Origin of the sequence: Streptomyces atratus (assembly GCF_014648655.1) — a bacterium.
GTDB lineage: Bacteria > Actinomycetota > Actinomycetes > Streptomycetales > Streptomycetaceae > Streptomyces > Streptomyces atratus.
Genome location: NZ_BMRN01000004.1, coordinates 183570 through 198552 on the forward strand (window position 1 = coordinate 183570; position 14983 = coordinate 198552).

Genomic DNA, 14983 nt, shown 5'->3' on the forward strand with positions numbered 1-14983 from the left:
AGTAGCCGGTGGGATTCCTCACGCTCACATGTCGTATATGTCCACTTTTTTGGCTGGACGTTGATCGGTTCTTTATGTGAAAGTTCTGTGACTTGCTCGCGGGTAGGCAGGTCTGACCGTCCGGTGGGGCGGTCTGCATGGTGGATGACAGGTTTCGGTCTCATACCGTCCGCCGTCCGGGCACGAGGTGGTGCCTGGTCGCGGCAGGCGCTGGACCGCAGTGGCGTGGGTGGTGGATGCCTCGTGGCCGGTTCCGGTAATCCGGAGGCTGGATCGCTGGTCTCGGCATATCGGTCCGTGGTGCCGGTGGGCGCGCGAAGGGGCATCGTCCGCAAGGTGCCGGCCCCGCTGCGCTCCGCGGTCAAGTCCTCGTTCACCTCCGTCGACGCCATTCGGTCGGCGACGGTCGTCTGGGCGATGGGCGGCCGCCGCAAGGCGCCCCGGCACAGTGCGGCCGCCGTGCGCCGGGTGGTACGCGTCGAAGGCCGGCACATGCATGCCCTGCTCGTGGAGGGCGCCACGGCGTGGGCGGCCCGGGCCCGCAATCTGCACATTCTCATCTCCGCGCTGGAGGCCGGGGACATCGAATACTTCTGTGTCCGCGGTGCCACGAAGGACGTCCCGACGGTCGCGGTGCCCGTCGCGCTGCGCGAGTCGGCGGAGGAGATGCTCCAGATCGCCTTCGAGCAGACCCCTGGCTACGTGGGCGCGGCCAACGCATCGGAGTCGGACATGCGACCTGGCGACGACGACAGGTCCTGGCGCCAGCTGCGCAAGCACGACGCCCTCCGGGTCGCCTGGTACGTCACCGATCCCACGCAGCACCTCGTCTTCGGCACCGACCAGGGGTGCGACCTCGAGTTCTGGACGGAACGGGACGGCCAGTACGAGGCTCCCCGCCCCAATCGCGTGGTCGATCTGGTCCCCGCGGACACGCCGCGACCGGCCGCTCCGCAGGCCCTGTTCGCCCTCGTGCCCGGCGCCTACACCACAGGCGTCACGCGTACCCTGCCGGAGTTCACCCAGCCGCTGCCGGACGACCACCTCTTCCCCATCGACGTCGTCTACACCTGGGTCGACGACTCCGACCCGGTGTGGGCGGCGGAACGGGACGCCGCCCGCTCGGGCCGCCCCGGCGCCCCCGCCCCGAGTCTGCACGCCCAGGCCGCCAACGACGCCCGGTTCACCAGCCGCGACGAGCTGCGCTACTCGTTGCGCTCCCTGCACCAGTACGCACCCTGGGTGCGCAACGTCTACCTGGTCACCGCCGGGCAGGTGCCCGCGTGGCTCGACACCGACGTGCCGGGCCTGCAGGTCGTCGACCACCGCGAGATCTTCTCCGATCCCACCGCTCTGCCGACCTTCAACTCGCATGCCATCGAGAGTCAGCTGCACCGAATAGACGGGCTGTCCGAGCACTTCCTGTACCTCAACGACGACGTGTTCTTCGGCCGCCCGCTCACCCCCGGACACTTCTTCCACGCCAACGGGCTGAGCAAGTTCTTCCAGTCCAAGGCGCTCGTGCCGACCGGCTCCTCGGGCGACGACGAGCTGCCGGTGAACGCCGCGGGCAAGAACAGCAGGGCCCTGATCGAGCGGTCCTTCGGCACCCGGATCGCGCAGAAGATGAAGCACACCCCGCACGCACTGCGCCGCAGCGTCCTCGCCGACATCGAGCTGGTGTACGGCGAGGAGCACCGCCGCACCCAGCACTCACGCTTCCGCTCGCCCCAGGATGTCCCGATCGCCTCGTCCCTGCACCACTACTACGGCTTCCACACCAGCCGCGCGACCGTCGGCAACCTGCGCTACGTCTATGTCGACCTCGCCGCCGACCAGGCCCGGCGCCGCCTGAACTCGCTGCTCGCCCGCCGCGACTTCGACACGTTCTGCCTCAACGACACGGTCGTGCACCCCGACCCCGAGGCGCAGGACCGCATGGTCCGATCGTTCCTCGAGAGCTACTTCCCCGTCGCCAGCCGATACGAGCTGCCCGACGGGGCCACCGGTCCCACCCGGCTCACCGACCGCCGCGTCCTGCCCCCGAGTCTGGACGCGGCTCCCACCCACCACGGCCTCGCCGACGGAGTCGCCCGATGAAGCGCCGAAGACCCCTGCGCGCACTGCGCCGCCGGATGCGCCGCCAGACCACTCGCGTCCGGTCGGTCCTGCTGCGTCGGTTCTTCCTGCCCCGGCGCAAGGGCCGGGCGGCCGTACTGCGCTATGCCGCCGTGCTCGACGGGCAGACCGTCAACCTGCACGCCCGGATGCCGCACTGGGTCCGGCCGGACGAGGGCGCCCGGATCGAACTGAGGCGCCGGGGCCGTCGGCTCGCCACGGCCGCCAAGGTCTACACCGACCACGACGGAGGCGTCGCGATGGACGCCGCGATCCTGCTCGGGCAGGACGTGAACGGCCTGCCCCTGACCCCCGGCCGCTGGAAGATCCGGCTGCGCCTGTCACGGGGACTGCGCCGCCGCACACTGCCCCTGCTCCTCGTCGACCTTCCCGTGCCGTACGGCGGGCCGACGCGGCCCATGGAGGCGTCCGCGGCGACCGGCGCCCGATATCGGCTGGGCCGCAGTGTCACCGGGAGCGCCCGGGTGACGTTCAGCCCGCCCCGGCCCTCGGCGGAGGTCGTGCGTGTCCACGTGACCCACAGCCAGATCGAGGTCACGTTCCGCGTCGTCGGAGGTGAACCCGAAGCCCCCTGGGCCGAGTTCGTCGCCTCCGGGCGTCGTCTGGAGGCGGACGTCGACCGGTTCGACGGAGGGCTGTGGCAGGTGTCCGTGCCGCTGCACCTCATGGCGCCGCGCCGAGACCACGCCGAGCAGTGGGACCTGGTCATGTGCTCGGACAACCTGCGCGACATGCGCCTGGGGCGACGCCTGCACGACGTTCGCAACCCCGGGCGGGTCTTCGCCTTCCGGCAGACCGCGGTGACGCCCGTCGGCCGGCACCCCATGCTCGTACTGCCCCGCTACACACCCGCGGGTAACTTCCGCATCCAGTGCAGCCCGATGACGGAAGCCGCGTAACCGCACACAATGAAGATCACCTTTCTCCTGCTCACCGCGGACGCCGTCGGAGGCACCGAACGAGCAGTGTTCAACCAGGCCGCCGAACTCGTGGGCAACCACGACGTCCGCGTACTGAGCATCCTCAAGACCCAGCCGCAGTTGTTCTTCCCGATCGACGAGCGCATCCGTGTCGACTATCTGATCGACCGGACCGGGCCCGCCCCCGTCCCGATCCGCCCCACCGGCCTGGCCGCCGAGGCATGGGCGCAGGTGGCCGACCGGCCGAGCACCCTGGTGGACCCTGCCTGGGAAGCGGCGTTCAGCAGGCTGACCGACCTGGAACTGGAGTACGCACTCCAGCACACCGACACGGATCTGCTGATCACCACCACACCGGCGCTCATGGCGCTCGCGGTGCAGCTGGCGCCCCCGCACGTGATGACGCTCCACCAGGAGCACCGTGTCTCCGAACTGCGGGGCCCCAGCGCCGAACCGCTGCTGCGCTACGCCTCCCGCCTGGACGCGCTCGCCGTGCTCAGCAACCGCACGCGCGACTGGTTCGCCGAGACCCTCGGCCACAGCGCGCCCCGTATCGACGTCGTCCCCAACGCCCTGCCGCGCGGGTTCCGGCCACGCTCCACCCTGGAGACCCGGACCGTCGTCATCGCGGGCCGTCTGGTCGGCGAGAAGCAGATCGACCACGCCATCACCATCTGGGACACCGTGGCCCGCCGCCACCCCACCTGGACGCTGCGCATCTTCGGTGACGGCCCGCTCGCCGGTGCCCTGCGGCGACAGATCGACGTGCTCGGCCTGCAGGACAGTGTCCAGCTCAACGGCAACTCCCCCCACCTGGCCGAGGAGTGGGCCAAGGCCAGCCTCGCTCTCATGACTTCCCGCAACGAGGCCTTCCCGCTGGTGCTGACCGAGGCCCAGGCCGCCGGTGTGCCCGTGGTCTCCTACGACTGCCCCAACGGCCCCCGCGAAGTCGTCCTGGACGGGCAGACCGGCATCCTCGTGCCGGCGGGCGACACCGATGCCGCCGCCGAGGCGCTCATCCGGCTCATCGAGGACGCCCCGCTGCGCCACGGCATGGGGCAGGCGGCCGCCGATTCGGTCGCCCGGCTCGCTCCGCCCGTGGTGACCGCGATGTGGGAGAACATCTTCGCCGAGTTGGAGAGCGAGCGGGCGTCCGGGGAGCGCGAGGCCCGCAAGGCGGAGCGGCAGGCCCTGCACTCCTTGATGAGCGGCCAGGAAGGGATCCTCCGTCCCGCCGCCCCGGCCCCCGCCACCACCATCGACACCAAGGAGCAGCGGGCCCTGGAGGAGCGGCTGCTCCGTTCCGACCGAGGCCTCGTGCGCGACGGCGGACAGCTGTGCCGTCGGATGGGGAGCGAATCGCCCTGGGACGTGGTCCAGCACAATCTGGCGCTGGTCGCCACAGCCCTGGAACACGCGCAGATCCCGTACTTCGTCACCCGGGACACCAACGTCCGGCACGCGGTCGCCGTCCACGCCTCCAACCGGCAGCTCGTGCTCAAGGCGCTCACCGCCGCGCACGGCGGCAGCGCCGTCTACGTGGCGCTGCTCAACGAACGCCAGAGCCCGACCACCACAGTCCTCGCCGCCTTCGCCGAGCAGTACGCCCAGACCCCCTGCTCGGCCGTGCGCGTATACCAGAACGCCGTCACGCCCGCCCGCACCCTCCGCCTCGCCGGGGTCTACGGCTGCACCATCAACTTCTGGGAGGAGGACCCGGAGGACCCGTACATGATGGTCTCCCCGGTCCGCACCGTGGTGGGCGACAAGGTGCCCACACAGACCATGCAGGTGACCGGGACCGTGCTCGGCGGGCGCACCTATCCCACCATCGAGCCGTACGCCCATGCCGTCCACGGGGACGTCAACTTCCCCATCGACGCCGTGTACACATGGGTCAATGGCGGCGACATCGCCTGGCTGGAGCGGAAGAACGCGGTGATGCACTCCCTCGGCATGCAGACCGAGGACTCCGCGAGCAGCGCCGCCCGCTTCCGTAACCGGGACGAACTGCGCTACTCGCTGCGCTCCATCGACATGTACGCCCCGTGGATCCGCACCATCTACCTGGCCACCGACCAGCAGGTGCCGGAATGGCTCGACCTGAGCCATCCGCGGGTCCGGGTGGTCGACCACAGGGAGATCTTCGCCGACCCGTCGGTGCTGCCGACGTACAACTCGCATGCCATCGAGAGCCAGTTGCACCGAATAGACGGGCTGTCCGAGCACTTCCTGTACTTCAACGACGACGTGTTCATCGGCCGTGTGCTCCAGCCGAGCATGTTCTTCCACAGCAACGGCGTCGCCAAGCACTTCATGTCCCCGACGACTGTGCCCATGGGGCCGACCACGACCGGCGACGAGTTCAACATGAGCGCGGCCAAGAACAACCGCGGCCTGATAGCCGGCACCTTCGGGCAGGTTCTCGCCCACTCGTTCCTGCACGCGCCGCACCCGCTGCGCCGCAGCGTCCTCGCGGACATCGAGCGCTACTACCCGGACGCCGTCGCGGCGACCGCCGCCAGCCGCTTCCGCAGCCACTCCGACCTGGCGATCGCATCGTCGTTGCACCACTACTTCGGCTTCCACACCCAGCGTTCGGCACCGGGCAGCATCAACTGCGGCTTCGTCAACGTGGGTCTGAGCGAGCACAAGCAGCGGCTCTCCCGCCTCCAGCTCAACCGCCCGCACGACGTCTTCTGCCTGAACGACTACCACGACGGCGATGTCACCGAGGACGAGCAGGATGCCGTCCTGGCGGCGTTCCTGCCCTCGTACTTCCCGGTGGCCTGCCAGTTCGAGGCAGGTTCACCGCGCAACCAGCGCTTCCACGCCGGACATCTGCCGGGGTGGCCGCTGTGAGCGTGTCCCGCACCGCCTCCCGTTCGTCAGCCGCGCCCGATCGGAGCGTCCACCGACCATGACCCAGCCCGCCGAGGCGAACTCCACCTCGCTGTTCCAGGTGTTCGCCCACGCCGACGACGATCTCTACTTCGTCAATCCCGACCTGTACCGGCTGCTGGCCGCAGGCCACCGTGTCACCAGCGTCTACCTCACGGCCGGCGAGGCCGACGGGCGCAACGTGGACACCCGTGACCCGCTGCGGGAGCAGGCCCCGGTCGACTTCGCCGGCTACATGGAGGCACGCCAGAACGGACTGCGCGCCGCCTACGCCACCATGGTCCTCGGCAAGAGGGAGGCCCCCTGGGTCCGGGAGCCGGTCGAACTCGTACCGGGCGTGGCCGCGGAGCGGTGCTATCTGTCGGAGGCGCCGCACGTACAGCTCTTCTTCCTGGGCCTGCGGATGGCGGACGCCGCACACGGCTTCCCCGCAGACCAGCCGTCGGCCCGGTTGACCAGCCTGTGGGACGGACGCGCCGCCCGTCAGCCCACCCTCGTCGCCGCCGAGTCCGAGCTGCACCAGCCGCAGGCCCTCGGCCGCGAGGACGTCGTAGCCGCCCTCGCGCAACTGCTCTCCTACGCGCAGCCCACGCTGTTGTGGACCATGGACCCGGACCCGCTGCACGAGTCGTACGACGAGGCACGCGGCATCACCTCCAGCGACCACGCCGACCACACCGCCACAGCCCAGTTCGCCCGCGAGGCGCTCCGCCGTCACCTGCGCGCCGGAGGCCGTCCGCCGCTGACCGAGCACTTCACGGGCTACGGCAACAAGAACTGGCCGAGCAACCTGAGCGAGCGCTCCCATGCGCTGAAGAAGTCCCTGGTCGATGTGTACGCGGGGGCCGACGGCCACGCCTGTGCGCACCGCTACTGCGGCGACCTCCAACTCGGCGACGGAGCCGACATCCGCCGTTACGGCTGGAGCACCCGAAGCCGCTACCCGCAGGGCACCCAGTGGCTGCACCGGCAGACCGACGGCCGGCTCGCCGCCTACGCGGTCCTCGGCGACCAGGCCGCGGTGTGGACGGAGACCGAAGCCGGTGCCGGACGCTTCGAGGGACCGCTCCTGCTGCCCGGCGGTGACCTCCTGCCGTGCCTCGCCGTCGCCCCCGACCGCACCGGCGGCGTCCACCTGGTCGGACTGCGCCGCGTCCCGGGCGCCGAGGGCCGGGTCGATGTCGAAGTGGTGCGCATGTGGCGCCAGGCGCACACCGGCTCCGTGCTGCCCTGGGAGTCCCTCGGCAACCCCGACGAGACCACCCGCGACTGGCGGCGTTGCCGCGAGGTCGGTGTGCCCGCGGCCCTGGTGGACCCGGCCGGCCACCTCCACGTCTTCGCACGGAACTTCTCGGTGGGCGTCAGCATGCGACGCGAGACGCCGGAGGGGCTCACCGCCTGGGAGGCGCTCGGCGGGCGCTGGATGCAGGACTCCCTGACCACAGTGCTGCGTTCCACGGGCCGTATCGACATGTACGCCACGAACCGCACCGGCGGGGTGCGGTGGCGGCAGGACGCCGTATACGGACCGTTCAAGCTGGAGGACCAGCTGGTCACCGGCGTGCCGGAGAGCTGGCGGCCGGCCTCCGGCCTCACTCCCGTGCAGGTCGGCCGCAACCGCATGGCGCTGTTCTACCGGGAGGAGGACTCCGGAGCGGTGATGCGCCACCAGCAGCGCCCCAACGGAACGTGGGAGCAGCGAGTGGAGCGGCTCAGCGACGACGGTGGCACCGGGGCGGTCGCCGCGGCCCGGCTGCTCGCCCCGGACCATGATCTTCTGGTCGTCGCCCGCAGGGACGAGCGGAGCAGGCCCGCGGTGACCGTGCTGTCCGCCGACGACCACATCTCGGCGCGGCCCGACTGGGAACGCCACGAGATCCAGATGGTCGGGGCACCGGCGATCGCCGCCGACGCGCACGGCCGGGCGGTCGTCGCGGTGCTCGGTACGGACGGCCGGCTGCACTGGGCGCGGCAGGAAGAATCTCGGCCGGGCGTCGGCTTCGGCCCCTGGCAGGCGTGCTGACCCCAGACCTGGGGCCACGCGACAACGGAGACGAGAAGAAGACATGCGAAAGATCTGCGTCATCGGCAACTCGGTGGCCGCCTCCCGCACCGCGCAGGAGGCGCCGCTCGCGGGCTGGGGTCAGTACCTCGAGGAGTTCCTGGGGCCCGACTGCGACGTACGCAACTACGCGCGCGATGCCATGACGCTGCGGGACTACTACACCGAGCGGTTCGCGGCGCTGCTCACGCTCGTCGGTCACGGTGACCTCGTGCTCATCGCCTTCGGCCATGTCGAGCAGCGCGTCAACCAGCTGGGCCGGTACCACGGCCCGCTGGAGTACAAGGAGTATCTGCGGCTGTATGTCGAGGCACTCCGGGCCGAGGGTGCCGTGCCGGTCCTCGTGACCCCGGCTGCCCGCTGCGTCTTCGACATCTCGGGAAATCCGGTGGACACCCACGACGGATACCCGCGGCTGACGCTGGAGGCCGCCGCGGAACTCGGCTGCCCGGTCATCGACATGACCGCTTCCACCACCCAGCTCCTCGCCGAGCTGGGTCCCATGCGGGCCCGGGGTCTCTTCCGGTGGCTGGACCCGGGCGAGCACCCGGCGCACCCGCACGGCATCGTCGACGCCTCCCATTACAACCATGCCGGGGCCCGGGAAGCGGCGCGGCTGGTGGCGAGCGGACTGGCCGGCCTGCCGGGACTGCCGCCCGGGATGGTGGACGTCCAACGGCTGGTGCCGGGGCAGATGCCGCCGGTGCAGACCGAGTTCACCGTGCAGCAGCCGCAGCTCGCGCTGACCGCGCAGCCCGAGGTGGCCGTCGCCCCGGCCGTCACGTCGCCGGCCCCCGCCGAACTGGTCGGTGCCGGACGCAAGCTGACGGGAACGGCGCCGGAGGGCGCCGAGTACGTGATCTTCTTCGAGGAGGGCGACTACCTCGGTGGGACCCGCACCGCCGATGACGGGACATGGCAGTGGCGGCGCGCCGTGCAGTGGCCCGCCGGCCGGCACAAGGTGACCGCGATCGCCCTCGCGGGCAACGCGGTGTCCACGGCGGCGGAGACGGAGTTCGAGGTCCTCGACCGGCTGGAGGCACCCGAGACGATCGGGCCGCGCCGGGGAGCGTGGAGCGGCCCCCGCCCCCGGTTCTCGGGCAAGGCCGGGCGCGGCGTCCAGAAGGTCATGGTGCTGGAGCAGGGCCGGCTGATAGCCGAGACCCCGGTGCAGGACGACGGAAGCTGGCGGGTCACGCACCCCCACGACTGGCGACCGGGCACCTACACGGTGGAGTTCGTCGCGGTGTTCAGCGCCATCCACTCACCTCCGGCGCGTCTGGAGCTGAAGGTGCACGGCGTTCCCGAGGACAGTTGGCTGCACACGTCGATGTCCGCGCGCCTGCCCTGCGGCCCGGACTGCGAGCACTATCCGGCTCTGCCCGCCTGGTGACGCGGAGGCCGTCACGCATACACGGTCCTCGGCCCCCACACCTGGCACCCACTCACCCTGCGCCGTGGTCCACGGTCGGCGGTGACCACGGTGCACGGGCGTCCGAGCCGCCCCACGAGCTCCACGATGTGGTCGTCCCCGCTGCCCGCCGCCGACTCCACCCGTACCCCGGGCACGGACTCGACCCCGCGCGCCGCACCCTCGACCACCAGGATCACGTCGACGCCCTGCTGCTCCCCGTACGCCACCAGCCGGTCGCGCAGGCGCTCGGTGGCGCTTCGCCGGTCGCGCCACCAGCCGTCCGGCACGGACCCGACGACGTTGGCCGCGTCGACCACCAGCAGTTCCTACATGCGCCCAGGGCCGCACGCGCCGCCGACGGGCCGAATGTGTGGTTCCGCCGCGTGGGCGCGACCAGCTGTGCGGCACGCCCGAAAGGGGCGCGGGGAACTGCCGACCGGCCACAGCCGGTCGGCAGTCGCCCCACGCCCCTCAGCCGGCCGGGACGGAGCGAATCCGTTACGCCGGAACGCTCGCCACACCCTGCGCCAGGAACTTCTTGCCGTTCACCCGCTCCGAGACACCCTCACGGTCCAGGTACGGCGTGATGCCGCCCAGGTGGAAGGGCCAGCCCGCGCCGGTGATCAGGCAGAGGTCGATGTCCTGGGCCTCGGCGACGACGCCCTCGTCCAGCATCAGACCGATCTCCTGCGCCACCGCGTCCAGGACGCGGTCGCGGACCTGCTCCTCGGACAGGACGACATCGCCCTGCTTGAGGAGCGCGGCGACCTCCGGGTCCAGCTCCGGCTTCCCGGAGTCGTAGACGTAGAAGCCGCGCTTGCCGGCCTTGACGACCGCGGCCAGGTTCTCCGAGACGGTGAACCGGTCCGGGAAGGCGCGGTTCAGGGTCTCCGAGACGTGCAGCCCGATGGCCGGACCGACCAGCTCCAGGAGCACCAGCGGGGACATCGGCAGGCCGAGCGGCTCGATGGCCTTCTCGGCGGCCTCGACCGGGGTGCCCTCGTCGATGACGTTCTGGATCTCGCCCATGAAGCGGGTGAGGATGCGGTTGACGACGAACGCCGGGGCGTCCTTCACCAGCACCGCGGTCTTCTTCAGCTTGCGCGCCACACCGAACGCCGTGGCCAGCGAGGCGTCGTCGGTCTGCTCGCCGCGGACGATCTCCAGCAGCGGCAGGATCGCGACCGGGTTGAAGAAGTGGAAGCCGACGACCCGCTCCGGGTGCTTCAGCTTCGACGCCATCTCGGTGACCGAGAGGGACGAGGTGTTGGTGGCGAGGATCGCGTGCGCCGGGGCGACCGCCTCGACCTCCGCGAACACCTGCTGCTTGACGCCGATCTCCTCGAAGACGGCCTCGATGATGAAGTCGGCGTCGGAGAAGCCCTCGGCCTTGTCCAGCACACCGGTGACCAGGGCCTTGAGGCGGTTGGCCTTGTCCTGGTTGATCCGGCCCTTGCCGAGCAGCTTCTCGATCTCGGCGTGGACATAGCCCACACCCTTGTCGACGCGCTCCTGGTCGATGTCGGTCAGCACGACCGGAACCTCCAGGCGGCGCAGGAACAGCAGCGCCAGCTGCGAGGCCATCAGACCGGCGCCGACGACGCCGACCTTGGTGACCGGGCGGGCCAGGGCCTTGTCCGGAGCACCGGCCGGGCGCTTGGCCCGCTTCTGGACCAGGTTGAAGGAGTAGATCCCGGAGCGCAGCTCGCCGCCCATGATCAGGTCCGCGAGGGCCCGGTCCTCGGCGTCGAAGCCGGCGCCCAGGTCGCCGTCCTTCGCCGCCGCGATGATGTCCAGCGCGCGGTACGCGGCCGGGGCGGCGCCGTGCACCTTGGAGTCGGCGATGGCCTTGCCACGGGCGACGGCCTGGTCCCAGGCGTCACCGCGGTCCACCTCGGGGCGCTCCACCGTGACCGTGCCGTTCAGCACGTTCGCGGTCCAGATCAGCGACTGCTCCAGGAAGTCCGCACCCTCGAAGAGGGCATCGGCGATCCCGAGCTCGAAGACCTGCTTGCCCTTCAGCTGACGGTTCTGGTTCAGCGAGTTCTCGATGATCACCGAGACCGCGCGGTCGGCACCGATCAGGTTCGGCAGCAGTGCGCAGCCGCCCCAGCCCGGAACCAGACCGAGGAAGACCTCGGGCAGCGAGAACGCGGGCAGCGCCTTGGAGACGGTGCGGTACGAGCAGTGCAGACCGACCTCGACACCGCCGCCCATCGCCGCGCCGTTGTAGTACGCGAACGTCGGGACCGCGAGGCCGGAGAGGCGACGGAAGACGTCGTGGCCGCCCTTGCCGATGGCCAGCGCGTCGTCGTGGTTCTTCAGCAGCTCGACGCCCTTGAGGTCGGCGCCGACCGCGAAGATGAACGGCTTGCCGGTGATGCCGATACCGGTGATCGCACCCTCGGCGGCCTCCTTCTCGACCTGGTCGACGGCGGCGTTCAGGTTCGCCAGCGACTGCGGTCCGAAGGTGGTCGGCTTGGTGTGGTCCAGGCCGTTGTCCAGCGTGATGAGGGCGAACCTGCCCGCACCCGCCGGGAGGTCGAGGTGGCGTACGTGCGCCTGCGTGACGACCTCACCCGGGAACAGCTCGGCCGCACCCTTCAGAAGCTCAGTGGTGGAGCTCACTTGTTGCCTCCGTCTGCCTTGTCGAAGTGCGGGTTCTCCCAGATGACCGTGGCGCCCATGCCGAAGCCGACGCACATCGTCGTCAGGCCGTAGCGGACCTCCGGCTGCTCCTCGAACTGGCGGGCCAGCTGCGTCATCAGACGCACGCCGGAGGAGGCCAGCGGGTGACCGTAGGCGATGGCGCCGCCGTACTGGTTGACGCGCGCGTCGTCGTCGGCGATGCCGTAGTGGTCGAGGAAGGCGAGCACCTGCACGGCGAACGCCTCGTTGATCTCGAACAGGCCGATGTCACCGATCGACAGACCGGCCTTGGCGAGGGCCTTCTCCGTCGACGGGATCGGGCCGTAGCCCATGACCTCGGGCTCGACGCCCGCGAAGGCGTACGAGACGAGACGCATCTTGACCGGGAGACCGAGCTCGCGGGCGACGTCCTCGGCAGCGAGCAGCGAGGCGGTGGCGCCGTCGTTGAGACCGGCCGCGTTACCCGCGGTGACGCGGCCATGGGCGCGGAACGGGGTCTTCAGACCGGCGAGGGACTCCAGCGTGGTGCCCGGACGCATCGGCTCATCGGCGGTGACCAGGCCCCAGCCCGTCTCGCCGGCCTCGGCGTTGGTGCGGCGCACGGAGATCGGCACCAGGTCCTGCTGGATCTTGCCGTTGGCGTACGCCTTGGCGGCCTTCTCCTGCGAGCGGACCGCGTACTCGTCGGCGCGGAGCTTGGTGATCTGCGGGTACCTGTCGTGCAGGTTCTCCGCGGTCATGCCCATGAACAGGGCGGACTCGTCGACCAGCTTCTCCGACACGAAGCGCGGGTTCGGGTCCACGCCCTCGCCCATCGGGTGGCGGCCCATGTGCTCGACACCACCGGCGACGACGACGTCGTACGCGCCGAAGGCGATGGAGCCGGCCGTCGAGGTGACGGCGGTCAGGGCGCCCGCACACATGCGGTCGATGGAGTAACCGGGGACGGACTGCGGCAGACCGGCCAGGATTCCGGCGGTGCGGCCCAGCGTCAGACCCTGGTCGCCGATCTGGGTGGTCGCGGCGATGGCGACCTCGTCGATCTTCGCGGGGTCCAGGGCCGGGTTGCGGCGCAGCAGCTCCCGGATGGCCTTCACGACGAGATCGTCGGCGCGGGTCTCGTGGTAGATGCCCTTCGGGCCCGCTTTGCCGAACGGGGTGCGGACGCCGTCGACGAAGACGACGTCCCGGATGGTACGAGGCACGGTGGCTCTCCTCCAGGGTGCGGGATGGCACTGCTGCGGGGCACGCACACAGGCGCGCCGCTCCCCTCATGCTACTTGCGGGTAACCAGACTGCCCAGCCCCTGTGGCGGGAGCGGCGAAGGTCACATGCGGATGGGCGGGCGCGAAGGCCGTTTCGGCCTCGGACGCCGGACGGGCCGACAGTGGACCGCCGGACGTGTCGGGGCTGCGCCGGAAACGGCAATCGCCGGGCGGGGCGGTGAAAGCAGCCCGTCCGGCGATTGAGGACAGAGTTCGGCCGGAGGCCGCGCAACCTGGCGTGATTTCGACCCTCAGGGGCGAGCCCTCAGGCCGCCGACATCAGCGCTCGGACCAGAAGCGGGGCCACCTGTTCGATCTGCCAGCGCCGCGCGCCGTACCCGGTGAGCGCGGACTCGATCGCGTCCGAGGTCGGATTCTTCGGCGGCTCCCAGCAGACCCGGCGCACCGTGTCCGGGGTGATCAGGTTCTCCTGCGGCATGTGGAGCCGCTCGGCGAGCCCCGACACCGCGGCGCGGGCGGCCGAGAGCCGGGCCGCCGCCGCCGGGTCCTTGTCCGCCCAGGCGCGGGGCGGCGGCGGACCGGCGAGGGTCTGGCCGGGCTGGGGGAGCTCGGCGTCCGGCAGCGCCTTGGCCCGGTCGATGGCCGCCTGCCACTGCTCGAGCTGACGCCGCCCCATGCGGTGGCCGAACCCGGGCAGCGCGGTCAGCGCATGCGTGTTCGGCGGGAGCGCGAGCGCCGCCTCGACGATCGCGGCGTCACCCAGCACCTTGCCGGGGGAGATGTCCCTGCGCCGGGCGACCTGGTCACGGGCGGTCCACAGCTCCCGTACCACCGCCATCTGACGGCGGCGGCGGACCTTGTGCATGCCGGAGGTGCGGCGCCACGGATCCTTGCGCGGGGGAGGGGGCGGCGCCGAGGCGATCGCGTCGAACTCCTCCCGCGCCCACTCCAGCTTGCCCTGCCGGTCGAGCTCGTCCTCCAGGGCGTTGCGCAGATCGATGAGCAGCTCGACATCGAGCGCCGCATAGCGCAGCCAGGGGTCGGGCAGCGGACGGGTTGACCAGTCGACGGCGGAGTGGCCCTTCTCCAGTGAGTACCCGAGCACGCTCTCGACCATGGCGCCGAGGCCGACCCGCGGGAATCCGGCCAGCCGTCCGGCCAGCTCGGTGTCGAAGAGCCCGGTGGGAGTCATCCCTATTTCGCGCAGACAGGGCAGGTCCTGAGTGGCGGCGTGCAGGATCCACTCGCTGCCGCTCAGGGCGCTGCCGAGTCCCGACAGATCGGGGCAGCCGACAGGGTCGATCAGTGCGCTGCCCGCGCCGTCGCGGCGCAGCTGCACGAGGTAGGCGCGCTGGCCGTAGCGGTAGCCGGAGGCGCGCTCGGCATCGACGGCCACCGGACCGGAGCCCGCGGCGAAGGCGGCGATCACCCGGGCGAGGGCGTCGTCGGAGGCCACCACCGGGGGAATGCCCTCTCGAGGTTCGAGCAAGGGGATCGGCGCCGGGGCGACGTCGTCCGGGGGAGCGCCCCCGGTGGTTCGCAGTGAAGTGTCTGCTGCGGTCTCTTGGGCGTCGGTCACGTGTCAAGGGTATCTGTGTATGTACGGCGCCCGTCGACGGAACGTTCCGTCGACGGGCGCCGATGAATGTAAACCAGCCGGTGCGGCCGGCTG

General features: G+C 70.9%; 9 protein-coding genes. 5 read left to right on the forward strand and 4 right to left on the reverse strand.

What is annotated here, in order from left to right; all coding sequences use genetic code 11:
* Window positions 1–306 precede the first annotated feature (306 nt).
* Genes IEZ15_RS08835 through IEZ15_RS08855 form a run of 5 tightly spaced genes read left to right on the forward strand, consistent with a single transcriptional unit; the run spans window position 307 to window position 9415 of the window.
* Window positions 307–2100, forward strand: a complete 1794-nt coding sequence (locus IEZ15_RS08835; RefSeq protein WP_506353618.1) for a stealth family protein — start codon at window positions 307–309, stop codon at window positions 2098–2100.
* The gene (locus IEZ15_RS08840; RefSeq protein ID WP_114247271.1) at window positions 2097–3038 is read left to right on the forward strand and encodes a hypothetical protein; all 942 of its coding nucleotides are present in this window, start codon (window positions 2097–2099) and stop codon (window positions 3036–3038) included. The genes IEZ15_RS08835 and IEZ15_RS08840 overlap by 4 nt, the downstream gene beginning before the upstream one ends.
* Before the next feature lie 9 nt (window positions 3039–3047).
* Window positions 3048–5921 carry a stealth family protein gene (locus IEZ15_RS08845; protein ID WP_189275578.1) on the forward strand — a complete coding sequence of 958 codons (2874 nt, stop codon included), beginning with the start codon at window positions 3048–3050 and terminating at the stop codon, window positions 5919–5921.
* A 58-nt stretch (window positions 5922–5979) separates the two neighbouring features.
* Window positions 5980–7983, forward strand: a complete 2004-nt coding sequence (locus IEZ15_RS08850) for a PIG-L family deacetylase (RefSeq protein WP_189275580.1) — start codon at window positions 5980–5982, stop codon at window positions 7981–7983.
* Between the two features lie 43 nt (window positions 7984–8026).
* The gene (locus IEZ15_RS08855) at window positions 8027–9415 is read left to right on the forward strand and encodes a GDSL-type esterase/lipase family protein (protein WP_189275582.1); all 1389 of its coding nucleotides are present in this window, start codon (window positions 8027–8029) and stop codon (window positions 9413–9415) included.
* Window positions 9416–9426: 11 nt separating this feature from the next.
* Here IEZ15_RS08855 and IEZ15_RS08860 read toward each other — a convergent pair whose 3' ends face one another.
* The 4 genes from IEZ15_RS08860 to IEZ15_RS08875 form a co-directional block, all read right to left on the reverse strand.
* Complete coding sequence (locus IEZ15_RS08860) at window positions 9427–9759, reverse strand: NTP pyrophosphohydrolase (protein ID WP_189275952.1); 333 nt, start codon at window positions 9757–9759, stop codon at window positions 9427–9429.
* Between the two features lie 175 nt (window positions 9760–9934).
* Window positions 9935–12064 carry a 3-hydroxyacyl-CoA dehydrogenase NAD-binding domain-containing protein gene (locus IEZ15_RS08865; RefSeq protein WP_189275585.1) on the reverse strand — a complete coding sequence of 710 codons (2130 nt, stop codon included), beginning with the start codon at window positions 12062–12064 and terminating at the stop codon, window positions 9935–9937.
* Complete coding sequence (locus tag IEZ15_RS08870) at window positions 12061–13290, reverse strand: thiolase family protein (RefSeq protein ID WP_189275587.1); 1230 nt, start codon at window positions 13288–13290, stop codon at window positions 12061–12063. The genes IEZ15_RS08865 and IEZ15_RS08870 overlap by 4 nt, the downstream gene beginning before the upstream one ends.
* 325 nt (window positions 13291–13615) lie before the next feature.
* On the reverse strand, window positions 13616–14890 hold the full coding sequence (locus tag IEZ15_RS08875; protein WP_114247278.1) for an HRDC domain-containing protein: 1275 nt from the start codon (window positions 14888–14890) through the stop codon (window positions 13616–13618).
* Window positions 14891–14983 lie beyond the last annotated feature (93 nt).

Coding starts and splice junctions, on each gene's coding strand:
- IEZ15_RS08850 (WP_189275580.1), top strand. CDS start 5,980: ATGACCCAGCCCGCCGAGGCGAACTCCACCTCGCTGTTCCAGGTGTTC.
- IEZ15_RS08855 (WP_189275582.1), top strand. CDS start 8,027: ATGCGAAAGATCTGCGTCATCGGCAACTCGGTGGCCGCCTCCCGCACC.
- IEZ15_RS08840 (WP_114247271.1), top strand. CDS start 2,097: ATGAAGCGCCGAAGACCCCTGCGCGCACTGCGCCGCCGGATGCGCCGC.
- IEZ15_RS08845 (WP_189275578.1), top strand. CDS start 3,048: ATGAAGATCACCTTTCTCCTGCTCACCGCGGACGCCGTCGGAGGCACC.